The organism is Algoriphagus sp., from assembly GCF_046296635.1.
Classification (GTDB): domain Bacteria; phylum Bacteroidota; class Bacteroidia; order Cytophagales; family Cyclobacteriaceae; genus Algoriphagus.
The window spans coordinates 99,546-125,857 of sequence record NZ_JBKBKZ010000013.1 but is presented as its reverse complement, the minus strand read 5'-3'; the positions used below and the strand labels follow the sequence as shown (position 1 = coordinate 125,857).

Sequence of the window (26,312 nt, the reverse complement as noted above, 5' to 3'; positions counted from 1 at the left end):
TTTATTTTCTAGGAATAATTATTAGTACTAACTTAAGGAAAACAATTTGTTGATTTTGTTGACAGCCGTTTGATTTTTTGGGAAGACGAATTGAAAAAGCTAGCACTGCCATGAGAGAGTATAGAATTCCTCAAAAGCCAAAAATTAATTTAGCAGATTTCTGTGAGCCAAATGACTCGTTTGCAGGGTATTCCTATGCAGATTATCTGAAATGGGACTTTGAGGAAATCGTCGAGTTGATAAAAGGGAAGATTTTTGTAAAACCACCTTCTCCTGGAAGGAGACACCAAGAAATTCGAGGGAATCTCATGTTTGCAATCTTTAATTTTCTCACGAAAAAACCCTACCAAGTGTATGCTGCTCCGTTTGACGTCAGATTTTCCGAAAAATCTGAAGACTATCAAGTTTTCTCAGTTGTACAACCAGATATATCTGTGATTTTTGACCCTGAAAAATTGGATGACTGGGGCTGTTTTGGATCTCCGGATTTGATTGTTGAAATATTTTCGGAGGGTAGTATTCAAATGGATCTTAAAGATAAATATGACTTATACCAAGAATTTGGAGTTAGGGAATATTGGATTGTAAGTCCCTTAGGTAATTATTTGCAAGTTAACACACTGGTTGATGGCAAATACCAGCCATCTAAACTTTTCACTTCGGGGGATAAAATTAAATCAAGTGTAATTTCTGGATTTGAACTTGATTTGGAGGAGGTTTTTATGGAATGACAACGAAAAAAAACTTTACCAAAGTTTTAAACTTTGGTAAAGTTGCTCGAACCTATAATTAAAAGAAGATCTTCAAAACCTCCTCATCCACCAAATTCGGAATCGTCACTTTCAGACCCGGACTTCTGTCCATTTCTCGCTGGATAGCTTCGATCGAACCTGAATTTCTCGCCCAGGCTCTTCTTGCAATCCCGTTGTTTACATCATAGAAAAGCATGGATTTTAGTCGGTTGGCCGCTTCCTGTGTTCCATCCAATACCAGTCCAAAACCTCCATTGATCACTTCTCCCCAACCGACTCCACCGCCGTTGTGGATCGAGACCCAAGTGGCTCCTCGGAAACTGTCACCTATTACATTATGAATCGCCATGTCGGCGGTGAATCGGCTACCGTCATAGATGTTACTGGTTTCACGGTACGGTGAATCCGTCCCACTGACATCATGATGATCTCTTCCCAATACGATCGGTGCCGAGATTTCTCCACTTTGAATACCATGATTAAATGCTTCCGCAATTTTTGACCTTCCTTCAGCATCTGCATAAAGTATCCTAGCTTGAGATCCCACGACTAACCTGTTTTTCTCCGCCTCCTCGATCCAAGTGACGTTATCCTGCATTTGTTGAGCTATTGAATTTGGAGCCGTTTTCATGATTTCTCTCAAAACTGAAGCGGCGATTTGATCTGTTTTCCGTAGATCTTCAACTTTTCCCGAGGTACAAACCCAGCGGAAGGGCCCGAATCCAAAATCAAAGCACATAGGCCCAAGGATATCCTGCACATAGCTGGGATACCGGAAATCAATACCATTTTCAGCCATTACATCTGCTCCGGCTCTTGAAGCCTCAAGTAAAAAAGCATTTCCATAGTCGAAAAAGTACGTTCCCTTCGCCGAATGTCGATTGATTGCATCAGCTTGTCGGCGCAACGAATCCTGAACTTTGGCTTTGAATGCTTCCGGGTTTTCGGCCATTAACTGATTGGATTCTTCGAAAGAAAGCCCCACTGGGTAATAGCCACCTGCCCAAGGATTATGAAGCGAAGTCTGATCTGAACCGAGTTCCACAAAGATGTTTTCGGAATCAAATCGCTCCCAGACATCCACGATATTTCCTATGAAAGCTATTGAGACGACTTCTTCGTTTGTTTTGGCTTTTTTTACTCGAATTATCAATTCACTTTGATCTTCGATGAGTTCGTCTACCCAACCTTGTTCATGTCTTTTTCTGGCAGCTGATGGGTTGACTTCAGCGCAAACTGTAACGCAACCTGCAATATTTCCGGCTTTTGGCTGAGCACCGGACATTCCGCCTAAACCTGCGGTTAGGAAAATTTTACCTTTTGGGCTTTCTCCAGACTTTAGTTTTTTCCGAAAGGCATTCATCACCGTGATTGTAGTACCATGGACGATCCCCTGAGGCCCGATATACATAAATGAACCGGCTGTCATTTGTCCGTATTGGGTCACGCCCAGTGCATTGAATTTTTCCCAATCATCCGGTTTGGAGTAGTTGGGGATCATCATTCCATTGGTTACGACCACTCTTGGAGCGTCCTCTGACGATGGGAATAATCCCATCGGATGGCCCGAGTAGAGATGTAATGTCTGCTCATCGGTCATTTCAGATAGATATTTCATCGTGATGAGATACTGCGCCCAGTTTTGGAAAACTGCCCCATTTCCACCATAGGTAATCAGTTCTTCAGGATGCTGTGCGACTGCCGGATCCAGGTTGTTTTGAATCATCAGCATGATGGCAGCAGCCTTCTTGGATTTGGCTGGATATTCTTCTATTGCTCGCGCAAAAAGTGGATAATCCGGCATAAATCGATACATATAAACACGACCATATTCTTTCAGTTCGTGCAAGAAATCAGGGGCAAGTTCAGCATGCCATTCTTTTGGAAAATAGCGTAAGGCATTGCGTAAAGCCAATTTCTTATCTTCCGGAGAAAGGATATCTTTTCGCTTTGGAGCATGGGAAATTGCTGGATTTCGCTGCTTTTTTGATGGTAGAATGGAAGGGATTCCTTGCTTGATTTGATCCTGAAATGACATTGGATTTACGATTTACGGTTTTTGATTTACGACCTCAAAAGGTGCTCAACTCATCGGACATCGGTCACCCGACATCGGACAATTTGCCTCTTTTCCACACCATCTCCGGTTTCAATTTTCCTTGTTGATACAGAATCTCGCGATAATCTGAAGTTGGAAAGAGGATAAAGTCAGCCAATTGGCCAGAAGCTAATTTCCCTCGATCATTCAAGCCCAAAGCTGCAGCTGCTCGGAAAGTGATTCCTGCAAAGACCTCTGCTGTGCTGAGTTTTTCGAAGGTTGCCAGAATTGAGGCTTGCACCAGTAAATCTCCCATAGGTGCCGATCCTGGATTCCAATCCGAAGCAATGGCCAAGGCCCCTCCTTTATTCAGGATTTTCCGTGCAGGTGTGAATGCACATCCCAAACCGATACTTGCTCCGGGCAAAGCCACAGCAATGGTATTGTATTGGGCTAAAAGCTCGATTTCTTTTTCACCGGAAGCTTCTAAATGATCAGCTGAAACAGCTCCAAACTTGACGGCAACAGCTGAACCTCCAGTCGTAAATTGATCAGCATGAGCAGTCAATTTAAAACCCATTTCCTTTGCCTTTTGAAAATATGGACGGATCTCTTCAGGAGAAAAAGCACTTTTCTCCACGAAGGCATCTATTCGGTTTGTGAGATTTTCCTTTCTGAGAATAGGGAAAAGTTCTGCAACAATCAATTCCAGATACTCAGAATTAGAACCCGAAAAGTCTCTAGGTTTCATGTGGGCCGCAAGACAAGTTGGAATCAAGTCGGCTTTGCTAGTTTGATTGGCTAGTTGAATGGCTCGAAGCATTTTCAGCTCTTGTTCGACCGAGAGACCGTATCCGCTTTTCACTTCGATTGTAGTCACTCCTTCGGAAAGATGTCGATTGGCATTTTTATTGGTTATTTCGGCCAATTCGTCCAAACTCAGTTTTCGGGTTTGTGTCACAGTATCCCAAATTCCACCACCTGATTCTGCAATTTCCAGATAAGTTTTTCCGGCATTTCGCATCGCAAAATCTTTTGCTCTGGATCCTCCAAAACAAATGTGCGTATGACAATCCACCATTCCAGGCAATGCCACATATTCACCTTCAAAAATGAAAAGTTCTGCTTCGGGAAAGTCTTTTTTCAATTTTTCCCATGGTCCAACCTGAAGGATTTTTTCCCCTTCAATTAGGATTCCGGCATTGGGAATGATTTCCAACTGCTCGTCTTTCAAAGCTCCTTTTGAAAGAAGCTTGTCAAGGGTAAGTACATGGCTTATGGGGCCGATTAGTAAAGGATTTTTCATAATGTTTTTCTCACAGATGTCGCAGATAATCATAGATGGCTTTATTCCAAATCTGTGTTCATCTGAGTAATCTGTGAGCCATTTTAATATGTAAACATTTCACTCCACTCTGTCTCAAAAGCCAAACCTTCAGATTCAGCAACCTTTTTTGCCAAAGTGATCAATTCACCACTTTTTACCAAATCAATGGCCGTTTCCATATCCTCGTACAAAATCCGATCTGAAACCACCGGATCAATGTCTTTTCTTACTCGCTCATAGATTGCGGACAAGATTTTTCCTGACTTCAAGGAGGCATGAAAGTCCATAGCTTGAGCTGCATAGAAAAGCTCGATTCCCAGAATTTTTTCCACGTTTCCGATGACTCGAAGTGCCTTTCTAGCCCCAATACTTCCCATGCTCACGTGATCTTCCTGGCCAAGAGAAGTAGGAATGGAATCAGCCGAAGCTGGAAAACAAAGCCCTTTATTTTCTGAAGCCAATGCCGCAGTGGTGTATTGAGGAATCATCAAACCGGAATTAAGTCCAGTTTCTTTCAGCAAAAGTTTGGGTACTCCAGGAGTGTCGCCTTCGATAGACAAATAGATCCTGCGATCTGAGATATTCCCGATTTCGGATGCGGCAAGGCAGGCATAATCGAGGGGCAAAGCAATGGGCTGTCCATGGAAATTCCCACCTGAAATCGTGTTTTCCGAATTAAATACCACCGGATTATCCGTAACTGAATTGATCTCTATCTCGATGCAATCTTTCAGATGCAACCAAGCATTCCAACTAGCGCCGTGTACCTGCGGCATGCAGCGAAGCGAGTAGGGGTCCTGAACCCGAGCGCAATTGAGATGGGAATTGACGATTTCGGATTCGTGAAGGAGGTTTAGGATGCTTTGTGCCGCATGCTGATTTCCGGCAAAGGGTCGTAATTGGTGAAGTTGTGCGGTGAATGGTTTAATCGAACCCATTAATCCCTCGATCATCATCGCTCCAGTAATGCTGGCATGCATGAGGAGATTATGAAGTCTATCCACGATTTTCACACCAAAAGCTGCCATAAACTGAGTTCCGTTGATCAGAGCGAGACCTTCTTTTGGACCAAGTGTTAAGGGTTCTTTTGAAAGGGTTGCAAGTACTTTTTTAGCTGTGATGATCTCGCCTCCAAAATGAACTTTCCCCAAGCCAATCAAGGGCAAAAACAGATGGGAAAGTGGTGCTAAATCTCCTGACGCTCCAACTGAGCCTTGTTCGGGGACAACAGGAATCACATCATTTTCCAGCATCCATTGAATTCGCTCAAGTGTTTCGAGCCGAATTCCAGAAAATCCTTGAGCCAATGCGTGGACTTTCAGAACAAGCATCAAACGGGAAATTTCATCCGGGATGAAATCTCCAACTCCGACGGCATGACTTTTCAGTAGGTTTTCCTGCAAAGTTGTGGTGTCATCCGAAGAAATCCTTGTTGTGCAAAGCGGTCCAAATCCAGTATTGATCCCATAGACAGCCTTTTCGCCTTTTGCGATTTGAGCGACTGCAGCTGCGGAAGCATTTACTTTTTGGATGGTTTCCAGGCTGAAAATTCCTTTAATTTCTTTTGAAGCAAGCTTCAATGCGATTGAAGCAGTCAGGTGATCTTGGCCATAGTGGAATGTTTTCATATTGGACGCCAGACCTGCCAGGTTTTCAAAACCTGGCAGGTCTATATTGTTTTAGTTTATCAAACAAAATTACCTTTTCCTTTTGATGCTTATTGATACTATTTTTGCGAGTATTCAATAACTTAAAGGTATCAATGGAGCTTAGACATTTGATTTATTTTCAGGCAGTAGCTGAGGAATTGAACTACCGGAAGGCTGCTGAGCGACTTTTTATTTCCCAACCCGGACTCAGTAGGCAGATCAAGTTGTTGGAGGAAATGCTTGGAGTTCAGCTTTTTGAGAGAGACAAAAAGCATGTGGAACTGACGACTGTGGGAACTTTTCTGAAAGGGGAGGTTGATTTTATCATCAACCATCTGGAATCAACCAAAAGTCAGCTGAAGCTGATTGAGTCTGGCAAAGTGGGGGAGTTGCGAATCGGTTTTCTGGGTTCTGCCTCCAATCGGGTCTTACCCGATTTACTCAACCGAATCAATTATCAGCAACCTATGATCACCACTAGTCTGGAGGAATTGAGTAATTCGGTTCAAGTAGAAATGATTCAAAAGGACAAATTAGACTTGGGATTTGTTCGTCTGGCGTCTGTTCCCGTGGATTTGGAGATGAAGCCTGTGTTGAGAGATAGCTTTTCACTCGTGATTCCAAAAGATCATCCCATCGATCAAAGGAATTTTGAGTCAGTTTCCCAGTTCGAGGATGAACTATTTATCCTTTTTTCAAGTGATTATTCTAATTATTACTATGAGCAAATCATGAGCATTTGCCGGGATTCAGGTTTTTCACCCAAAATCAGACATAAGTCCGTGCATGCACTGACAATTTTTCGGCTGGTAGAAAATGGACTAGGCGTGGCCATCGTGCCTACTTCGCTTAAGGATGGATATGATCTGAATGTTCGCTTTATGGAAATTCCGGGGATCCCGCAGTTTACTGAGCTTTCGGTTATCTGGAAACCAGAAAATCGGAATCCAGCATTGAAAAGGGTTTTACCCTTAGTATAGCATTATTTCCAATCAATCTTCTTATCCACCAAAGCAGACAATTTCTTTCAATCTTAGATTATTATAATTTTACAATCCGCCACGGCGGACAAGTTCTTTCAATTTAAAGGAGAGAAATCTCTATTTTCAAGGCCCAATCCAAATGTCGGGAGAAAGTCGGGTCAAAGCCGAGTAGCATTCGTCCTTAAGTTAAAATCAATCCCAGAAATTGCCATGGTAAATCAAAATCTACTAAGTATGAAGCAACCACAATTAGGCAAAAAGATCTCTGAATTGAGAAAAGCCAAAGGACTGACTCAGGAGGAGCTAGTCGAGAAGTGCAACTTGAATGTGCGAACTATACAGCGCATCGAAGCAGGTGAGGTGACTCCGAGAAGCTACACTGTGAAGGCCTTGTTTGAAGCCTTGGATTACCAATGGGAAGGGGTGAAAAATGGATTTGTGGATGAGGAAAGGAAAGTACCGGCTTATCTCTATTTAGCATTTGCGGCGGGATTGGTTTATTTTTTTCTGGCATTTTTTGAAATCGGGATGGAATATGAATGGATCAAAAATGGCCCAACTGACTCCAAGGCATTCATCGGTGTGAAAATCGGCACTTTTCTAACTTACGTTTCTTTTATCTACGGCTGGATTAAGCTGGAATCCTATATGCACAACTCGGTATTAAAAATTGCGCTTTGGACGATGCTGGGAGCAAACTTCATCTTATATGGAGTGGACTTTGTAAGTCTAATTGCCGGCTATTTTTCCATTCAGGATTATTATCTCATAAAATTGAGTGCATTTGGGCTCTGTTATGCTTTTTTGGGAGTGGGTTATTTGGCTTATAAAAATCTTTGGTCTCATATTCCTCAAATCATTGGAGCAGTAGGATTGGTGTCCGGGATTCTCATTTTCTCCGGTATCGGAGTGATTTTCGGATTAATTCCCCTGATGATTTTTGAGATTGGACAATTAGGATTGATGGTTTGGGCAATAAATAATATCGGGAGAACTATTTCTCCCGATTTTAATGCTGAAAGTGTAAGTGCTTAATTTTTTTGATTGTGTTATAGGGGGTATATTCATGTCAAATAAATGGTCACATGAAATCGAGCCTGCCTGAGGCAGACAGACATGACGAGAACGTCACACACTGGAATGCCCCCCCGATAGCTATCGGGGCTATCGGGGCCGTATTGCGAAATTTCATATGGCCTTAAAGAATAAATTATAATCATATGAATAAATCATTCTCCGTTCTCTGCCTTTTTCTATTTTCTATTCTTACATTTTCATGCTCAGAAAGCACTTCCGAGCAGCCTCTCAAATTGCCGGATAACTTACTTGTCACAGTTGAACTGTTGGGAAATGGGGTGGTTAAAGCCAATTTTACAGCTGATGACACAAAATTTTTTAAAGTAAACTTTGGAACTCCGGGTGAAGCCTTGCAGCGAGTAGATGGAAATTCGGCCACTAAAACCTATACTGAACGGGGTGAATTCATTTTGGTAGTTCAGGCACATGCTACAGAGACCGATTTTGTGGTGTCATCGCAAATTGTGAGCTTAAATGCAGCTGCTTTAGGACTTGATCCCAATACAGGTTTTACAAGCCCTTCTTCCTATGAGGGGTACAATTTGGTTTGGGCAGATGAGTTTTCCGGTTCGGAGCTTTCTCAGGATTGGACTTTTGAGATTGGAGATGGATGTCCTGATCTTTGCGGATGGGGAAATCAGGAACTTGAGTTTTACAAAAAGGAAAATACCAAGCTCCAAAACGGAAATTTGGTGATCACAGCCAAGCGGGAAAATGCAGGAAGTAGAGCTTACACTTCTTCAAGATTGATCACCAAAGGCAAAAGGTCTTTTACCTACGGGAGAATAGATATTCGAGCAAAAATGCCGAAAGGACAAGGGTTATGGCCAGCACTTTGGATGTTGGGAGATAATATTTCAGAAGTAAGCTGGCCAAAATGTGGAGAGATTGACATTATGGAGATGATCGGTGGGAGCAAGGACAACCAAGATGGAACGGTCCACGGAACGGTCCATTGGGACAATAACGGAAGCTATGCAAACTATGGAGGGAGCACCAAGCTACCCTTTGGCATCTTTAATGATGAGTTTCATGTATTCTCCATTGATTGGGATTCCCAAAAAATCGTTTGGAAGCTGGATGGAGTTCAATATCATGTAATTGACATTACACCTGCGGGATTGGATGAATTTCACAAGCCCTTCTTTTTTATTTTAAATGTAGCGGTAGGGGGTCTATGGCCTGGAAATCCAGATGCAAGTACAGAGTTTCCTCAGGAGATGCAGGTGGATTATGTACGAGTTTTTCAGAAAAAGTAACGCATTTAAAATCCCATTATGACCTCCGAGATTTTACTTTTGACTTCCTTTAGTATTTCGGCATTTTTAGGACTCGATGACTCGATCTCTAGAATTTTTGGACGAGTGGAAGGGGAATAGAAATCTGTCAGTGCACTTTCCAGTTCTTGTTGATTTTTCACTTTGAGGTAAAAAAAACCAAACTCTTCGGCCAGATGATTTGCAGAAAGCTGCTGTTTCGTTTCAAAAAATTCCTCCAATTCAGGTTGTTTTGCAGGTCCATCAATCAATCGGAAAATTCCGCCTGCATGATTGTTTAGGATGATAACCCGAAGGTTTGGTGTGGAGTAATTATGCCAAAAGGCATTTCTATCATAAAAGAAAGCCATGTCTCCTGTAATCAAAGAGACAAGTTCTTTGGTAGTGAATGTGCACCCGACGGCAGTGCTGTTAGAACCGTCGATTCCGCTTGTGCCTCTGTTGCAGATTATTTCCTGAGTTCGCTTTCCAAGAAAATTCACGTACCGCACAGCCATGCTATTTGCCAAATGCAGCTTAGAAGTAGCTGGGATTTTTTTCAGTAGAAAATGCAAAGCCGAATATTCTCCAAATTCAATTTTACTGAAAACATCAGGAAGTGCACTGTCCACCGCTTTTTCCAATCCAGTCCATTTCAGATAAAACTCTTCGTTTTGATCTGGAAGGTTTTGAGAAAGCCAACCCAAAAATTGGGTTGGTGAGCAGGCTAAAATTCGGGTCAAATGTTGGTAAGTATCCTTCGCTTGCCCATCAGGCTGAATATGCCAATGTGAGGTTTCCGACTTTCTCAAGAACTGCTTGAGCGATTTTGAAATTACTGATTTGCCAAAGCTTATCACTAAATCAGGAACAAGACTTTGGTTTATGCTTTCATTTCCCAGCCAGTGATCATGAAGATTTATAGTAGCATCACTTTGCAGATTCGAGATAGAATCTGTGACGATGACAGCTTTTTGATTTTTTGAAAGGTCGTCAAGCAGGGATTGAATATGAGGATTTGGCTTTTGCTGACCCGGTACAATCAAAATCCTAGTAAAATCATTCAATCGATTCTTGATGTGCTTCAGGCTTTCCTCGCTGAGTTGTGTTTGGCTGCTTACGAGTGTAAATTCTCTCGGATGTTCCGGGAATTCGAATTTTTCCCCATCCATAGGATAGAAGGGTTCCCGAAGAGGAATATTCATGTGGACCGGACCAGCAGGGAATTGCTTTGCGAGATTAATTGCCTCATTTACCATTCGACCTGAATGCCAAGCTTGTTCAGGGTTGGAGAATGAATCAGGAAATTGAAAGCTTTTTTTAATGTGTTTTCCATAGACATCAGGCTGAAAAATAGTCTGTCCATCCCACTGATCAATCCATTCAGGAGGTCGGTCTGCTGTCAAAATCAACAAAGGAACTTGTTGGAAAAAAGCCTCCGCCACCGCAGGGTAATAATTTAATGCCGCAGACCCGGAAGTGCATACCAACACTACGGGTTGACTCAGTTGCTGTGCGACGCCCAAGGCTATGAATGCTGCTGAGCGTTCATCAGATATGGTACGGGCATGAATTTCCGGATGACGTGCAAATGCCAAGGTCAGTGGTGCACATCTTGAGCCAGGCGAAAGGATCGCATGCTCGATTCCCTTTTTGGCGCAGATGGCTACTAGATCAAGTATAGGTTGGATGATCAAAGGGATGGAGTTTGGATGAATTTACCGATGATTTGACACTTAAGCTCGGTTTCTTCCCATTCTTTGTCTGGGTCTGAATCTTCAGTTACTCCAGCTCCTGCATATAGAATTGCTTTTTCCCCTTTAAATGAAGCAGTTCTAAGATTTACAAAAATGGAAGTCTCCCCTTCGATATTAACCGGGCCAAGAAATCCGGCGAAGAATGATCGATCAAAATGTTCATTTTCTTGTAAAAACTCATGTGCTTCTTTTCTTGGCATTCCACAAACTGCTGAAGTTGGATGTAATAAATTCAGCATTACGGATCCAAGTTGGGGAAAGCTGGTAGCTTTCATATCCACTTTGAAATCAGATCTGAGATGAAGTAGGTTTCCAGCCAACACAGTTTTAGGACCATGCTCCTCATATTCTCTGAGCCGGATTTTCTTAAAGCAATCTACAATATAGCGGCAGACTAAGGCTTGCTCTTCAATTTCCTTTTGAGTCCAAGCAGCTGATTTAAGTGGATTTTCACCCGATGCAGGTTGAGTCCCGGCAAGGGCCATCGTATAGAATTGGTCATCTTTCGTTCGGATCAACGTTTCCGGACTTGCTCCAATCCAAGTGCCGATTGAGGGAATATGAAAGAAATTCACAAAAGAATTGGGATATGCTTTGAGCATTTCCATAAAAGTTTTTCCCAAGTCAAAATCCTCAGAAACTGAAATTAATTTGGTTCTTGCCGGCACGACTTTTTCAAGAATGCCTGTTTCAATTGCCTGTATTCCTTGTTGGACAAGGTTGGTAAAATGAGATTTTTCATCAGATTTTGCATTCTCGAAACTTGAAGCTTCTGATTTTTCTTTTAAAAGACGTTTAATTGAAGGTTTTATGGATTCCTTTGGAAATTCGACTTGAGAGATTATCCACAAAGGGAGCTCTTCCTTTCCTAGCTCTTGATCAAGTTCAAAGCTGAAATACTTGTTGCTTTTAATGAAAAAGGCTTTCTTATCATCTTGATCAGCAAAAGGATGTACAATAAATCCAGCGGGAAGCTCTTCAAAAGTCAGATCAACCTTTTGGGGATATTTTGACTCATCTAAAAGAAACTCCAATTTATCTGACTTGGGTTTTCTCCAGATTGCAAAAGAACCTTCAGATGAAAAACCTTTCAGAAAAAGGTGATCCAATATCTCGGATTGGGTGGTGCGAGTTAAGCTTTCCGTTACGTTCATTTTTTCTCTAAAATAGCCATGGTAATCCGGCTAATGCAGCACAACTGATCTTCTAAGTTGAAGATTTTTATTTCCCAAACTTGGGTTGATTTCCCTAAATGTATTGGTTTGGCAATCCCTGTTACCTTTCCCTCTCTGACGGCCTTGAGGTGATTGGCATTGATTTCCAGACCTACACAAGAATATTTTTTTGTGTCTATTGTGAGTGATGAAGCTACACTTCCCAAAGTCTCAGCCAACACTACATTTGCTCCACCATGTAACAATCCAATAGGCTGCTTGGTTCGAGTATCTACAGGCATTGTTGCTTCAAGATAATTTTGGCCAATGCTTGTAAATTCAATTCCCAAGAAACTGACCATTGTGTTTTGACTCGTCAAATTCAATTGGTCTAGGGAAGGTAGAGAAAGAAAAATCATTAAAATCTGGGCTAAATCGAGTTTATTTGGTCACTGAACAAAAATAGAGAAACTTGAATCTAAAAAAAATTTACCTCGTCCGTCATGGACAAACTGACTTCAATCTTCAAGGTGTTGTGCAGGGCAGTGGTATAGATGCCCCCATTAATGGAACAGGTCGGGCTCAAGCTTTGGCACTTTTTGAGACATACCATTCAGTCCCTTTTGACCAAATTTATCATACGGCTTTGATTCGGACTAAGCAATCCATTCAATTGTTTATCGACAAGGGAATTCCCACGAAGGCCTTGCCGGAGTTAAATGAAATTTCCTGGGGTGATTATGAAGGGACTCCCATGACAGCAGACGAAAACGAGTATTATCGACACATGCTTCATCAATGGCAGCAGGGCAATCTGGACTATGCGATTGCGGGGGGTGAGAGTCCTAATAAAGTAGCTGAGCGGATGAATAGGGGAATTCAACAAATTCTCAATGGACCGGGAGAAATTATTCTTGTATGCATGCACGGGCGGGCGATGCGGATTTTTCTTAGTCTGATCCTAAATTATGATCTGCGGTACATGGACCAATTTGAGCATAATAATTTATGCCTTTACCTACTTGAGCAACTGCCTGATGAAACGTTTGTGGTCAGGAAATTCAATGACCAAGAGCATCTTAAGGCTTTGAGTCTGGCTTAGGTGACTTAGAAGCCTTTTTTCTGGCGGTTAGTCTCTCCTCGTACATAGCAAGGTAGCGTTGATGCAAAGCCTTGTTTTCTGTCAAGTCAAAAAGTCGGTAAGCGATTTGTTGAAGTTGGACTTGTTTCCCTCCGTCAAGATTGATAAGAAATTTTCCTAAAAAGCAATCATCCATATCACAGATTGAGGTTTCAATTACTAATGCCAATTCCGAATTCCCAGTATAAAACTTCGTGTTGAAAAACGAGGAGAATTGAGAACCTATCTCCTTAAGACTTATTTTATTTTCCTTTAATTCTTTACTTTTAAAAATCACCAAATAAGTTTTGGTTTCGGGATCTTTTGCAAAAACCGAAGTGCACCAAATCATTAGTATCAAAAGTGTAGGTAACTTTTTCATGGATGCCAATATATCATTTAAAATTACGACAAATCAAAAAAGTTCAACGCAAAAAAAATCCCCGAAATGATTAATTTTCGAGGATTTTTATATGTCTCTAATTATTACACCTTTGTTGTTCTTCTTTTGGTTTTAGTAGTCTCTTCTTCGACTTCGTCTTCTACTCCAGCGAGAATTCTTCCGCAATGTTCACAAACAATAAGCTTTTTCTTTTCTCGAATGTCTGCTTGTCTTTGTGGTGGAACAGTGTTGAAGCAACCGCCGCATGCACCTCTCTTAACCATAACCACAGCGAGTCCGTTTTTGGCATTGCCTCTGATTTTAGTATAAGATTTCACAAGTCTATCTTCTACTTTCTTCATCTGCTTGTCTCGGTCACCCTGAAGTTTAGATTCATCAGATTCACTTTCAGAGACGATGGTATCAAGCTCATTTTTCTTCAAATCAAGATCCTTCTGTCGATCCTTCATTAATTCATTCAGCTCTTCTAAATCAGCTTTTTTCTGGTCTATTTTCATACCAGCTTCAGTGATTTTCTTCTTGGAGACCTGAATTTCAAGATCTTGAAGCTCTAGCTCTTTAGTGATGGCGTCGTATTCACGGTTGTTACGAACGTTCATTTGCTGCTCTTGATACTTCTTAATCAGCTTTTCTGATTCCTTGATGTTTTCTTTAAAACGCTTAATTTCATCCTCATAGGAATCGATATCTGTTTTAAATTTATCAAGTCGTGTTTCGTAGCCTGCTATCTCATCTTCGAGGTCTTGTACTTCCTCGGGAAGGGCGCCTCTTACTTTTACGATGGCATCTAGTCTTGAATCTATGAGTTGAAGATTATAGATAGCTTCTAGTTTTTGTGCTACTGTACTTTCCATGTACTATCGGTAGGATGTGGGATTAGTAACTACTTTTGTCAAATAGAGTGCAATATTAGGGAAATTTTGTGACAAATGCTCGCCTAGTAATTCTTTTGTAAAAATTTCACTCTCATAATGACCTATATCGCATAGGACCAATTGACCCTCAGTATCAAAAAACTCATGGTATTTTACATCGGAAGTTATAAATACATCTGCACCTGAGCGCTTGGCGTCCTCAAGTAGAAAAATACCTGCGCCACCACATACTGCAACTTTATTGATTTTTCTATTAATTAATTTGGTGTGTTTGATGACGCTTAGGTTCATTTTTACTTTAAGTAAATCCAAAAACTCATTACCTCCGAGTGGATTTTCCAAAACACCGATCATTCCAGCTCCAACCTCCTGATTTTCATTTTCGAGCGTTGAGAGGTAAAAAGCAACTTCTTCGTAGGGATGAGCAATCTTCAGTGCGAGGATTACTTTATTACTCAGATAGGAAGGTAGGATTACTTCAATTCTAGCTTCTTTTTCGAACTGCGGAATACCAGATTTTCCAATGTGTGGATTTGCTTTTTCAGAAGGAGTAAACGTTCCCATTCCTTCCACCTGAAAAGAACAGTCCTTGTACTCCCCGATTTGCCCGGCACCGGCAGTAAATACCGCGTCCAAAACTTTTCCTTTGTCCTCAATTGGAACAAAGAAGGTCAATTTGCTGAGGATTTGTTTTTTTGGCTGAAGAATTTTAGTGTCATTTAAACCTAAACGATCGCAGATTCGCTTATTCACTCCAGTGGCTATATGATCTAGGTTGGTATGTATTGAAAAAATTGCAATGTCGTGTTTGATCGCTTTGATGATGGTTCGTTCAATGTAATTGCGCCCGGTTAAACTTTTGAGTCCCTTGAATATGATCGGATGATGAGCAACCACAAGATTTGCCCCTAAACTAATCGCTTCATCTATTACAGCTTCAGTGCAATCAAGAGCACAAATGACTCCCTTCAATTCAGCATTTCTATCTCCACAGATGAGCGTGGCATTGTCGTAGCTTTCTTGGTAGGCTGGGGGAGCAAGTTGATCTAGGTAAGAAATGACATCCTGAATTCTGTATCCCATAATTTTTCTTTTATTTGGTCAAAAATAGCAATTCCTGCCGATGCCTTGGTATGCCTTTCTTTTTGTTCCCTTTGCGCTGATTTTTCGGCTGATTACCAGTGTAAGAAATTATTTATTTGATCGGAATATTCTGAAAAGCTTCCAATCTCCCATTGCCACCTTAATTGTAGGCAATCTAAGTGTAGGCGGTACAGGTAAAACTCCTATGGTTGAATTTCTGATTCGAAACCTGAAAGATGAATTGGCGCTCGCAAGTCTCAGTAGAGGTTATGGAAGAAAGTCAAAAGGCTTTATTCAAGCCAATGATCAAAGTAATCCAACTGAAATCGGTGATGAACCTCTCCAAATTTTCCGAAAATTCAAAGGAGAAATCCCTGTCTTTGTTGGAGAAGATCGTGTTGCGGCTTTGGAAAAAATAGCTGGATTTTCTCCGATTACCCAACTAGTGATTCTTGATGATGCGTTTCAACACAGGAGACTCAGGGGGGATTTATATTGCTTATTGACACCGTACGAATTGAATTTTTCAAAAGATCAACTTATGCCGCTAGGGAGATTGAGAGAAAGTCGAAGTGGGGCAAAACGAGCCGATGTAGTTGTGGTCACAAAATGCCCGGAAGGACTTACGGATAACCGGAAAATTGAAATTAAGAAAAGCTTTCAGACCTACCTCACAGGTTGCACTCCCGTATTTTTCTCACAAGTGGGCTATGGTACTCCATATCCACTTGAACACCAAATCCCATTTTCTAATTCTGTGATTTTAGTTTCCGGTTTGGCAAATGACCAAGGTTTTGTGGAATATTGCTCTGATAAGTATCGGGTTTTGGAAAATGTTTCTTTTCCGGATCACCATGCATATAAAGAAGCTGATGTGAAGCGGCTATTAGCTTTGGCAGAAAAACACAAAGTGCAAAGTCCCGTTTTACTCACTACAGAAAAAGACGCGGACAAACTTAAATCCTTGGCAAATCACGGATTTTTGGGGGAAATTCCGATTTTTGTGCTGCCCATTGAGGCTAAATTTGATCAAGAAGATAAAGAAATGCTGCTCAGTTACATCCGGGGAAAATTCAATAAGCAGTGATCAGAAAGGGGTTAATCTTTGCAGCTATACTTACGTTGCTGTCACTTCAGTCGCTCCTGGCGCAGCGTCCGATTCCTCAGCGTCCTCCCACGGGCGGATTTGGTCAGCCTGCACCACGGCAGGGTCGAGAGTTGGTAGAGCAAGAAGATCAAGAGGATGAAGGCAGAAGACCGCTTCTCGATGACAGCACCCGACAAGTCTATGGTCCGAAAACAACTCTTTATTTTTACGAAAAAGATCTGAAGCGCAATCGACTTCAACTTTATGAGCAGGACACCCTCCTTCGCAATTTTCATAATTATGATCCTGTAGCAAAACAAGGATGGAGATACCAGGATCTCGGTAATATTGGAACTGCAGCAAAACCGGTTTTTTATGAAATTCCTGAATTGCTTGGATTAAGTTCAGGTTTTCATGCCTACGATATTTATTTCCGTGATCCAGCCAAAAGGAGGTATTATGATACCAAATCACCATTCACCGAAATGGCGGCTTTTTTTGGAGGAGGCAATAGGAATATGCTTGATGTTGCTTTTGCACGAAATGTAACACCACGCTGGAATCTTGGATTTGATTTTAACACGCAACGAGTTCGAAAAACACTCAATCCAGTACAGCGTGATGATAATATGGCCGAGCAAAATGCCTATTCTTTTCATACGAATTACAGATCTGAAAATGGCAACTATTGGCTTCTGGGATCTTTCTCCAGGATGAGGCATGAAGTGGCTGAGATAGGAGGTATAATTCCACCAGAAGTCGATTCTACCTCACTATACTTTACTTACGAAGACGCCAAGGTGTGGCTGCTAAATTCACGTGCCAGGGACCTGAGGCAGGATTATCATATTTATCATGAATACAAACTGGGGAATGGTCTTCAGGTCTATCATACACTGGATCGGAAAAACCAAAATGTAGTTTTTGAATCAGCTTTGAACTCATCCGATTCCTTGTTTTTTAATAAAGCCAGGCTAAATAATCAGCAGGATACCACTCGAAATAAGAACGACTTTGCGGAATGGAGAAATGAACTTGGAGTGAAAGGTTCCTACAAGGGATTTTATTACAACGCGTTTTCACGATTCCGGAATGGGCGAATGGAGAGTCCTTTTTTCCCTGATAGAAAAGAGACATTCAATGAACTCTATATCGGCGGGGAACTGATCGGTCAATTGTCCGAGAAATGGTCAATCAGTGCAGACGGAGAATACCTGATTCCGGGGGCATTTCGACTCCATGGAATATTTAAGTCACCCTGGCTCGAACTGGAATACACAAAAGCCCTTTACAAGCCAACTTCAGTTCAGCAGATTTACTACGGAAACCATTATCAGTGGGATAATAATTTTGACAACACTGGAGTGGACCAAATCAAAGGAAGGGTCATAGTCGATTTTGATAAGTTTAGCCTTAGACCTAATCTGACCCTGAACCGGGTGAATAATTATGTCTTCTTCAATGAGGAACGACAGGCAACCCAATCTTCAGGCGAAGCTTTTATGCTCATGCCGGGATTGAAAGCCAGTCTGCAGGTAGGAAAAAAATTCCGATTTGATGCTGAAGTAGTTTTCACGGAAATCACTGGAGCTGGTGCAGATAATTTCAGGATTCCAAAGCTTTTCGGAAATACCCGTTTTTATTTTGACAGCCCGATGTTTGATGAAAATGTCTATGTCCAGTTAGGAATAGATGTTCGTTACAGATCCTCTTATTTCGCCGAGGCGTACAATCCATCTTTTCAGCAGTTTCATCTGCAAAATACATTCAATGTATATGCCTATCCTGTCGCTGACCTTTTCCTCGATTTTAGAATTAATAGAACCAGAGTATTATTCAAATACAACCATTTAAATTCTGGATTTATGGCTCAGGAGGGATATTTCGTCACGCCTGATTATACCGGGTATAAGTCGTTCTTGGACATTGGAATTTCCTGGTATTTGTTTGATTGAGAAAAAGGGAGATTTTAGATATAAGATATAAGAAGTAAGACTTAAGGATCTAACTCCTTATTAGCAGATACGGTAAGATTAGCAGATACGGTAAGTGTTGATTTCAAGGCCGTAAATCAAAAATCGTAATTCGTAAATTAAGATGACTTGGGAAGAAAGCACCAAACAAAAAATGCTTCACTTGAAGCTTCCTACAGATCCCAGATGGGTTGGTATTGCAGAGATGCAGATCGAGGATATCCTTGTTGATCATGCGTATTGTGAGCAGAAGGCCGCTTCTTCTTGCATAAGTTTAATTCTCCGGTTTAATGATTTGGATGAATTGGTGGATACTTTGACACCAATAGTTGCGGAGGAATGGGGGCATTTTGAGCGGGTTTTGGAACAATTAAGGAAGCGAGGAATGAAATTTGGATTTCCCAGAAAGGACGAATATGTGATCAAACTCAATGAGTTTGTGAAGAAAGGAGGGAATAGAAAACAGCACTTGACGGAACATCTCCTTATGAATGCCTTGATCGAAGCGAGGAGTTGCGAGCGGTTTAAGCTCCTTTCAAAAAATATCAATGACGAGGAACTACAGAAGTTTTATTACGAACTGATGATATCAGAAGCAGGACATTTTGTGACCTTCATCGAGCTTGCTAAAAAGTATCAAGACCCTGACATAGTTAACCTTAGATGGAAAGAGTGGCTTGAATATGAGGCTGAAATTTTGAGAAACCTTGAATTAAGAGGCGATAGGATGCACTAGCCTGTTGGATAGCTATTTTACCCTTTTGAAATATATTTTAACTTTTATTCTTTATACCGTTTGTTAAATTTTCTCTTAGAAATGGCCAAATCTTCCGTATTTGCTTATTATTAATGCTTTCAAGCAAGAATTTTTATTAAAGCTGTTCCAAAACGAACAATTCATGAATTTGATCGAAAATATACGCGAGGCGCTCAACTCTGTAAAAGTCCACCTGTTACGAACTGTCCTTACAGGTGCAATCATAGCGATAGGTATTTCCTCTTTGGTTGGGATGCTAACTGCGATTGATGGTATCAAAGCGCAAATTGCTGACAGTTTTGCTGGTTTGGGTGCCAACTCCTTCGATGTTAGAAATAAGGGTTTTACAGGTGGCCGAGTGGTTCAGGATGGTAAAACAGAAAAAACTTATCCTAATATTTCTTTTCGAGAAGCTCAAAAATTCAAAGAAGAATATGCTTCCATTGGAATCTCCACAGTATTCAATAGTGTGACTGGGACCGCTGAAGTAAAAAGAGGTTCAAAAAAAACCAATCCTAATACACGGATACGAGGAGGAGATGAAAATTATCTAGCAATCAAAGCCATGAAGCTTATCAAAGGAAGGAACTTTAGTAGCATGGAAGTCCGGTATGGTAGTTCAGTGGCGATAATAGGAAAAGAGCTTGAGGAGCTGCTTTTCACAGCAGGAGAAGATCCGATCAATCAAAAAATTACTTTTCTGGGCCGACCTTACACCGTTGTGGGTGTGCTTGACAAGCAGGGTGGCGTAGGCCAAGATCAAGGTGCGGACCGACAGATTTTGATTCCTATCGAAAATGCCTCAAAATTGGATAAGAGAGGAACATTCAACTATCGTATCACTGGTGTCGCTTCAGACCCTGGCAAGATCGATTACGAAATGGGTCAAGCCATTGGTATCATGCGGAAGGTTCGTCAGGACCGTTTGGGTCAGGAGGATTCCTTTGAATTGACAAAAAGTCAATCTGTGGCTGATAGTTTGGAAGAAGTAGCGGGATACCTACGAATTGGAGGCTTCGGAATTGGTTTTATCACACTATTAGGTGCATCAATTGGACTGATGAATATCATGTTAGTATCTGTTACAGAACGTACTCGAGAGATTGGAATTCGTAAAGCACTAGGTGCTACTCCACTCCGGATTCGGCAGCAATTCTTGATCGAAGCTATCGTGATTTGTATGATTGGGGGTGTTTTTGGGATGATGCTTGGAATAGCCATTGGAAATGTAATTGCAAACTTTATTGGACCCGGTGGATTTTTAGTCCCTTGGCTATGGATGATTATTTCTTTTATAATATGTATCATCGTAGGCTTACTTGCTGGATATATTCCTGCATACAAAGCCAGTAAACTTGACCCTATCGAATCACTGAGATACGAATAGAGGTTTGGTAGGTATTAAAAAGGAAATCCCATCATCTGAACTGACTTCAGAGAATGGGATTTCCTTTTTGTGATTATCAGTTTCTTCGCCAGAAGATCAAATTGATTATTGGAAATTGGCCCAAATTCTAATTTTCAGGCCCTCTTCTCCTGCGCACTACGCCACAGGCGCACAGGCGTGGCGTGGTCTCCGGTCACTCGTACTGGGCGCAGTCGAAGTATCCAGCCCCTAACTATGGAAAACTCGCCTATTGGCAGAATAGCGTACATCCATATTTCTTTTTCCCCTTAATCAAAAAAAGTGTTTTGAGTCAATTTTTTTAAAAGTCCGGTGAGAATCTCTATTTTTCCATCCATGAATACGCATCAATTCGACGCTATTGTAGTTGGCTCTGGAATATCAGGAGGATGGGCTGCAAAAGAACTTTGTGAAAAAGGCCTAAAGACATTGGTGCTCGAGAGAGGAAGGCAGGTGGAGCATTTGAAAGATTACCCAACGATGACTTCCAATCCTTGGGATATGCCACACCGCAATCAGATTCCCAGAAAAGATAAGCTAGAAAACCCTGTTGTGAACAGATGTTACGCATTCAAGGAAGACACGGCCCATTTTTTTGTCAAAGATTCCGAACATCCTTATGTGCAGGAGAAACCATTTGATTGGGTGAGAGGGTATCAGGTAGGAGGTAAGTCGCTGATTTGGGCGAGACAAACTCAGCGGTGGAGTAAATACGATTTTGAAGGGCCGGGTCGTGATGGCTTTGCTGTGGATTGGCCAATTCGATATGAGGATATTGCGCCTTGGTACAGCCATGTGGAGCGATTTGTCGGAATCAGCGGGAATTATGATGGCTTGGAGACTTTGCCTGATGGTGAATTTCTGCCAGCATGGGAAATGAACTGTATGGAGAAGGAAATCCAAAAACGTATTTTGGAAGCCTATGGAGATAGGAAGTTTGTGATCGGTCGTTGTGCACATTTGACTCAACCAAAGGATATTCATTTAGCCCAAGGTCGTGGACAATGTCTAGCCCGGAATCAATGCTACCGAGGCTGCCCTTTTGGTGGATATTTCAGTTCAAATTCATCGACCTTGCCTCATGCAGCCAAAACTGGCAACTTGACTCTTCGCCCGGATTCTGTGGTTCATTCTTTGATTTGGGATGATCAGAAAGTAAAAGTGACTGGCGTCCGTGTAATCGATCGAGTGACAAAAGCCGTGACTGAATATTTTGCTAAAGTCGTCTTTCTGAATGCGGCTGCTCTTAATACTAACTTGATTTTGCTGAATTCCACTTCCGGTAGATTCCCAAATGGACTTGGAAATGACTCTGGAGTTTTAGGAAAGTACATCGCTTTCCATAATTATCGAGGTTCCATGAATGGAAGCTTTGAAGGGTTTGAGGATAGTTATTACTATGGTAGAAGACCCACAGCGGTGATGCTGCCTAATTTCCGAAATGTCAAAAAGCAAGAAATGGACTTCCTGCGTGGGTATATGAGTTTCTACACGGCTGGACGATCAGGTTGGGGTGGAGCCAGAAATTCACCTTTTGGAGCCGAGTTCAAGGAAGCCAACTCAGTTCCAGGACCTTGGTCTGTCTATATGATGATGCAAGGGGAGACGATCCCAAAAGAAAGCAATTTAGTAAGCCTGAGTTCTGATAAAACTGACGAGTGGGGGATTCCTCAACTCCGAATTGATGTAGGATACGATGAAAATGATGAGAAGCTTTTGAAAGATTTCTTGGAGCAAGGCGAGGAAATGCTGACGAAAGCAGGATGTAAAAACATTCGAAAATCGGACAGCGGCCAAGCTCCCGGACTGGATATCCACGAAATGGGAGGTGTTCGAATGGGTAGGGATCCTAAAACATCCCTATTGAATGGCTTCAATCAAATGCACTTGGCACCAAATGTATTTGTAACTGATGGAGCCTGCATGACTTCTACCGGAACACAAAACCCATCGATCACCTATATGGCACTAACTGCAAGGGCTGTTGATCACGCAGTGAAGGAGTTAAAAAAGGGAACAATCAAGTAATCAAGCTAAACCTCCTTTGCATTAAGCTGAGTCGTTTTGCTCAAAGAAGATCTTTAATTTTTATCTTTTTTGAGAGAGATTTTGTACTCCTCCGGAGTGCCGGTCAGATTAATGTTGACAAACCTGACTCGCTTGTCTGTGTTGCGATATACGATAGCGTCTTCCTGGTCGGGATCAATTTCTTCTCGCTTTTTCCCTCCGAACAAGGATTGAAATCCAACCTGAGTGACAAGATTCAATGGAATCCTGAGAAAGTAATCCATGCTGAGATCTAAACTTTGTTTTCCTGCGATTTCTATAAATCCCAAACTGGAATTGATATTCATTTTCGGAATATTCAGCACCCCATTGTTCAATTCAAAGGTGTTTTGGAGTGTATCGAACCTGACTTGTTTGAGGTTTTTATCCTTAAAATATCCCGACATAGCTTGCAATGGGGCAAAATTTACAAGGCTTCCATCAAAAACGATTAACTCCATAGTAGCGGAGCTTTTTTCTATGATTGGAGTAAAATCAGGGTAAACCAAAAATTTACTTTCTATGGTTCCACTGACTTTTCCATGCAGGTTTTCATTTATAAAATGATCCTGACCGAAATTTTCAAACTTCACCATCAACTTGTCCAAGTCCAGTTTCTCGGCTTTCATTTTGCTGAAAAAGTAGATCTCATCAGGGTCAGAACCATTGAAATAGCCATTGATATTCAATTTTCCGTCTGCGACATGTACTTCCAAATCATCGAGGTAAATGAAATGATCCGGAGTCATCCTTCCTGAAAATGAAAAATCCTTTAGCCAATAAGTATGGTAATTCAATTCCTTGACAGCAGCTTTAAATCTCAAATCGGAAAAAGGAATTTTAAAAATATTGAATGCCTCTTCGTGCCCTTTTTCATTCGTATTTTCTGTGCTGTAATTCATGAGTGCGTCCAAGTCCAGCTTGGATGAAGTCAATTCAAATACATTGTCTCTTTTTTGAAGAGTAGAATCCTCTCCTAAATACCACGTCAGATTAACCTTAAAGTCACTTTTGCCCATCATCCCTGAAAAATTTTGAACTTGAAGATGCTCATCTTCAAAGTGAATCCGACCCGCAAACTTTTCCAATTTCAAAGGGTGAAGTTTCATCCGAGTACTTAATTCTGTCAGGTATAAGTCTGCCGATTTAAAGGTGCTGTCATAGTGAAGGTCAAGCTTTCCATGGAGCTTGAGGTTTTGAAATTCCTCCGTTCTGTATTCTTCCGGTAGGTAATTAGTCCCTTGGTAAGTAAGCAGATCTGCAGGATGAAGCAAATCAGAGGTCAGATCAAACTCAAAACTGCTGTCACCTTTTTTGATCGGTTGAAACCATTTGGTGTAATTTTCAACTAGTCCAGAAAAGTGAAAATCTGTCTTGTCTATGTATCCTGAAAAATCTTTGAGCTCCAGGTTATTTTCCCTGATCATTAAGTCCGCATGAAAATCATGAAAAGTATGGTCATAGTGATTTAGTTTGGCGAAAAAGTCTTCGATGAAAAACTCACCCAAAGGCAAATACTCAAAGTTGGAAAGCTGAGCACCAGTAGTGGTAAAGGCTAGTTTGATCGAAAAATCAGAAATTTCCTCGGAAGTTGAATCTGCCAAAGTTTTGTTAAAAGCCAATAGTTCCTTGAGGTTAAGCTGCTTGCTTGAAGCAACAAAAGAAGCCTTTACCGGAGAATTAAAACCATGAAATACCGCAGGGAAGTCATTTAGATCACCTTTTATTTTGATGTCGGAATCGCCGAGTCTAAAGTGTAAAGTGTCCAGAATAATGCTTCCTGAGCGCATTTCCGCACGCATATTTGCATTGGTTATCGGAATTGGATGGTTTGGCAGTTTGAAACTGAGATTGCTGACCGTGATTTCGCTGTCAATTCCTTCCTTGAGATGGGCGAGATTTTCGGCAGGTAGTGTCAAATCTACAATTTCATTGAAATGCATATCAACGACCACTTTCCCTTTCAGTCCATCCAATACTACCACGTCAAAAAAAGCACTGAGAAACTCCAAATCCAGATCCGCATGCAGATCGACTTTGATGTAAGGATCTTTGAAGTTCCTGATAACAAATGTGCCCTCAAAAGCACCTTCCTCAGGTCGGACGAAGAAGTTATTTAGTTGAATTTCACTAGTTTCCAGCGTTCGCTCGCTCCCATTGGTGAAGAATCCCGTAAATCGAAGGTCCTCAACTCGCTTGCCTACATCAGTTTTGAGAAACCATGCGTTTTCACATCCAAATTCCACATTTACCGCGGGAGTGTTTCCGTTTCCAGCCTTTCCAACCACCGTGCCGGTGAAATAAATATCTCCCTCGTTTTGGTAGATTTTTAGGGCATCGCCCACTTCTTTTGGCGCAAAGGCTGCAAAAAGATTAAAATCGGGCTTTTGCCCTTCCAACTTCAAGTTGGTATTAAGTTCATCGTCAATGTCTACTGTCCCAGAAATTCCAAAACGTGACTTTTGCAATTCGAAAAAACTCGGTGTGATTTCAAGTAATTGTGTGGTTTGATCGAAATCAATTTCCAAATCAAGACTAATTTCTTTGTCATAAAAGAATGTATGCTCCTTATTTTCATCAATATCAAGTATAAGATCTCCTACTATATTTAGGAAAAGATGATCTTCTGAAACCCTTATTTTAGAGTCTAGTTTCTCGATTTTGGCTACAATTTCTTGCCCAGCACTTTGCTCTTTATAAAGAATGGTAAAATCTTCAATGATGAAATTTTTAAGATCGAAGTAAAAGCTCGACTCCGTAGTGTCAGCAGGATCTGTTCTAACTCCTTTAGCGAGGAGCAGGTTGATGTCGCCATTAGAATATCGAATCACATCTAAATGGCCAGATTGGACCCTAATCTTTTCTATATGATAAATTCCTCGAAGGAGATCAATTAAATTGAATCCAAGGTAAATATCTGAGGCTTCGTACAGAGGAGGCGTATCCTTGGCCTTGGACTCATAGAATTTCACATTTTCAAGATCGATGGATACGTAGGGGAAATTTGCAAAAGGGGCGACATGAGAATCTTCTAACTCCAGATGGCCAACAAATTCTTCATTTATTTTCTCAATCGCTTGTTGAACGATCAGATCCTGATTTTTGTACACTAGTCCAACTACAGTCAGGACAAAAAAAACAGGTATTAGAGTGACAATCAGAAGGATTTTTACTGGTTTTTTCATTCTTTGGCGTTCGCTTTTCTAGCCAGATGACTTGTAGAAAATGACAAATTACGGATATGTGAATTATTCAAAATCAAGTTGAAAGCAGTGTTGCATTCAGGCAAATTCAAACAAATGCAATGCAAATTGATTAGTTTCTTTGTACCGATTCAAGTGCAAAATGGTTTTTAAGTTTGGTTAATTTTTCAAGTGCCAGCCATTTTTTTGCGCTGATCATAAATTGCATTTTTTAAAAAGTAGGCCTTTATCTGACACAGACTGTATATTTAAAGGTTCAAAAAAAGGGGTGCCCTAATATGACGGGCTGAGAACATACCCTATAAGTAAGTGATTGCTGAGCACCTGATCCGGGTAATGCCGGCGTAGGGAACGAACTCTAAAAACA

General features: G+C 41.2%; 20 protein-coding genes and 1 riboswitch. Of the genes, 10 read left to right on the top strand and 10 right to left on the bottom strand.

Annotated features, from left to right (window positions below; genetic code table 11):
• Positions 1–110: 110 nt before the first annotated feature.
• Positions 111–731, top strand: coding sequence for a Uma2 family endonuclease (locus ACK4HU_RS11625; protein WP_409806907.1), 621 nt, complete (start codon positions 111–113; stop codon positions 729–731).
• A 58-nt stretch (positions 732–789) separates the two neighbouring features.
• Here ACK4HU_RS11625 and ACK4HU_RS11620 read toward each other — a convergent pair whose 3' ends face one another.
• From ACK4HU_RS11620 to hutH, 3 genes are all read right to left on the bottom strand, one after another.
• On the bottom strand, positions 790–2,790 hold the full coding sequence (locus tag ACK4HU_RS11620) for a urocanate hydratase (protein WP_409806905.1): 2,001 nt from the start codon (positions 2,788–2,790) through the stop codon (positions 790–792).
• A gap of 64 nt (positions 2,791–2,854) precedes the next feature.
• Positions 2,855–4,096 carry an imidazolonepropionase gene (hutI, locus tag ACK4HU_RS11615; protein ID WP_409806904.1) on the bottom strand — a complete coding sequence of 414 codons (1,242 nt, stop codon included), beginning with the start codon at positions 4,094–4,096 and terminating at the stop codon, positions 2,855–2,857.
• A gap of 83 nt (positions 4,097–4,179) precedes the next feature.
• Positions 4,180–5,745: a histidine ammonia-lyase gene (hutH, locus tag ACK4HU_RS11610; protein ID WP_409806902.1), complete on the bottom strand. Its 1,566-nt coding sequence runs from the start codon at positions 5,743–5,745 to the stop codon at positions 4,180–4,182.
• Positions 5,746–5,879: 134 nt separating this feature from the next.
• On the opposite strand from hutH, the gene ACK4HU_RS11605 reads away from it, so the two are divergent.
• The 3 genes from ACK4HU_RS11605 to ACK4HU_RS11595 all read left to right on the top strand — a co-directional run bounded on the left by ACK4HU_RS11605 (position 5,880) and on the right by ACK4HU_RS11595 (position 9,085).
• A complete protein-coding gene (locus ACK4HU_RS11605; protein WP_409806900.1) occupies positions 5,880–6,746 on the top strand; it encodes a LysR family transcriptional regulator in 867 nt (288 codons plus the stop codon).
• Between the two features lie 237 nt (positions 6,747–6,983).
• On the top strand, positions 6,984–7,784 hold the full coding sequence (locus ACK4HU_RS11600) for a helix-turn-helix domain-containing protein (protein WP_409806899.1): 801 nt from the start codon (positions 6,984–6,986) through the stop codon (positions 7,782–7,784).
• A gap of 185 nt (positions 7,785–7,969) precedes the next feature.
• Positions 7,970–9,085 carry a family 16 glycosylhydrolase gene (locus ACK4HU_RS11595; protein WP_409806897.1) on the top strand — a complete coding sequence of 372 codons (1,116 nt, stop codon included), beginning with the start codon at positions 7,970–7,972 and terminating at the stop codon, positions 9,083–9,085.
• A 5-nt stretch (positions 9,086–9,090) separates the two neighbouring features.
• Here ACK4HU_RS11595 and menD read toward each other — a convergent pair whose 3' ends face one another.
• From menD to ACK4HU_RS11580, 3 genes are read right to left on the bottom strand one after another with little or no spacing between them, the layout of a single operon-like run.
• Positions 9,091–10,779 carry a 2-succinyl-5-enolpyruvyl-6-hydroxy-3-cyclohexene-1-carboxylic-acid synthase gene (menD, locus tag ACK4HU_RS11590; protein WP_409806895.1) on the bottom strand — a complete coding sequence of 563 codons (1,689 nt, stop codon included), beginning with the start codon at positions 10,777–10,779 and terminating at the stop codon, positions 9,091–9,093.
• On the bottom strand, positions 10,776–11,993 hold the full coding sequence (locus ACK4HU_RS11585; protein ID WP_409806893.1) for a chorismate-binding protein: 1,218 nt from the start codon (positions 11,991–11,993) through the stop codon (positions 10,776–10,778). Before ACK4HU_RS11585 ends, menD begins: the two co-directional genes overlap by 4 nt.
• Positions 11,990–12,412, bottom strand: a complete 423-nt coding sequence (locus ACK4HU_RS11580) for a hotdog fold thioesterase (RefSeq protein WP_409806890.1) — start codon at positions 12,410–12,412, stop codon at positions 11,990–11,992. The genes ACK4HU_RS11585 and ACK4HU_RS11580 overlap by 4 nt, the downstream gene beginning before the upstream one ends.
• Positions 12,413–12,465: 53 nt before the next feature.
• Here ACK4HU_RS11580 and ACK4HU_RS11575 point away from each other — a divergent pair, with 53 nt between their 5' ends.
• The gene (locus ACK4HU_RS11575; RefSeq protein WP_409806888.1) at positions 12,466–13,095 is read left to right on the top strand and encodes a histidine phosphatase family protein; all 630 of its coding nucleotides are present in this window, start codon (positions 12,466–12,468) and stop codon (positions 13,093–13,095) included.
• Here ACK4HU_RS11575 and ACK4HU_RS11570 read toward each other — a convergent pair.
• The 3 genes from ACK4HU_RS11570 to ACK4HU_RS11560 all read right to left on the bottom strand — a co-directional run bounded on the left by ACK4HU_RS11570 (position 13,073) and on the right by ACK4HU_RS11560 (position 15,474).
• Complete coding sequence (locus ACK4HU_RS11570) at positions 13,073–13,495, bottom strand: hypothetical protein (protein ID WP_409806886.1); 423 nt, start codon at positions 13,493–13,495, stop codon at positions 13,073–13,075. The two genes, ACK4HU_RS11575 and ACK4HU_RS11570, sit on opposite strands and share 23 nt — an antisense overlap.
• A gap of 104 nt (positions 13,496–13,599) precedes the next feature.
• Positions 13,600–14,370: a zinc ribbon domain-containing protein gene (locus tag ACK4HU_RS11565; protein ID WP_409806885.1), complete on the bottom strand. Its 771-nt coding sequence runs from the start codon at positions 14,368–14,370 to the stop codon at positions 13,600–13,602.
• Positions 14,371–14,373: 3 nt separating this feature from the next.
• The gene (locus ACK4HU_RS11560; protein ID WP_409806883.1) at positions 14,374–15,474 is read right to left on the bottom strand and encodes a Nif3-like dinuclear metal center hexameric protein; all 1,101 of its coding nucleotides are present in this window, start codon (positions 15,472–15,474) and stop codon (positions 14,374–14,376) included.
• A 40-nt stretch (positions 15,475–15,514) separates the two neighbouring features.
• Between ACK4HU_RS11560 and lpxK the strand changes: the two genes are divergently transcribed.
• From lpxK to ACK4HU_RS11535, 5 genes are all read left to right on the top strand, one after another.
• Positions 15,515–16,561 carry a tetraacyldisaccharide 4'-kinase gene (lpxK, locus tag ACK4HU_RS11555; RefSeq protein ID WP_409806881.1) on the top strand — a complete coding sequence of 349 codons (1,047 nt, stop codon included), beginning with the start codon at positions 15,515–15,517 and terminating at the stop codon, positions 16,559–16,561.
• Complete coding sequence (locus ACK4HU_RS11550) at positions 16,558–18,516, top strand: putative porin (protein WP_409806879.1); 1,959 nt, start codon at positions 16,558–16,560, stop codon at positions 18,514–18,516. The genes lpxK and ACK4HU_RS11550 overlap by 4 nt, the downstream gene beginning before the upstream one ends.
• A gap of 142 nt (positions 18,517–18,658) precedes the next feature.
• A complete protein-coding gene (locus ACK4HU_RS11545; protein ID WP_409806877.1) occupies positions 18,659–19,270 on the top strand; it encodes a tRNA-(ms[2]io[6]A)-hydroxylase in 612 nt (203 codons plus the stop codon).
• 163 nt (positions 19,271–19,433) lie between these two features.
• Positions 19,434–20,678 (top strand): ABC transporter permease, encoded by a 1,245-nt coding sequence (locus ACK4HU_RS11540; RefSeq protein ID WP_409806876.1) that lies wholly within the window; start codon positions 19,434–19,436, stop codon positions 20,676–20,678.
• Positions 20,679–21,032: 354 nt separating this feature from the next.
• On the top strand, positions 21,033–22,724 hold the full coding sequence (locus tag ACK4HU_RS11535) for a GMC oxidoreductase (protein ID WP_409806874.1): 1,692 nt from the start codon (positions 21,033–21,035) through the stop codon (positions 22,722–22,724).
• Positions 22,725–22,777: 53 nt separating this feature from the next.
• Here the strand turns inward: ACK4HU_RS11535 and ACK4HU_RS11530 are convergent, their stop codons facing one another.
• Positions 22,778–25,927: an AsmA-like C-terminal region-containing protein gene (locus ACK4HU_RS11530; protein WP_409806872.1), complete on the bottom strand. Its 3,150-nt coding sequence runs from the start codon at positions 25,925–25,927 to the stop codon at positions 22,778–22,780.
• A 276-nt stretch (positions 25,928–26,203) separates the two neighbouring features.
• Positions 26,204–26,309, top strand: a riboswitch (TPP riboswitch).
• Positions 26,310–26,312 lie beyond the last annotated feature (3 nt).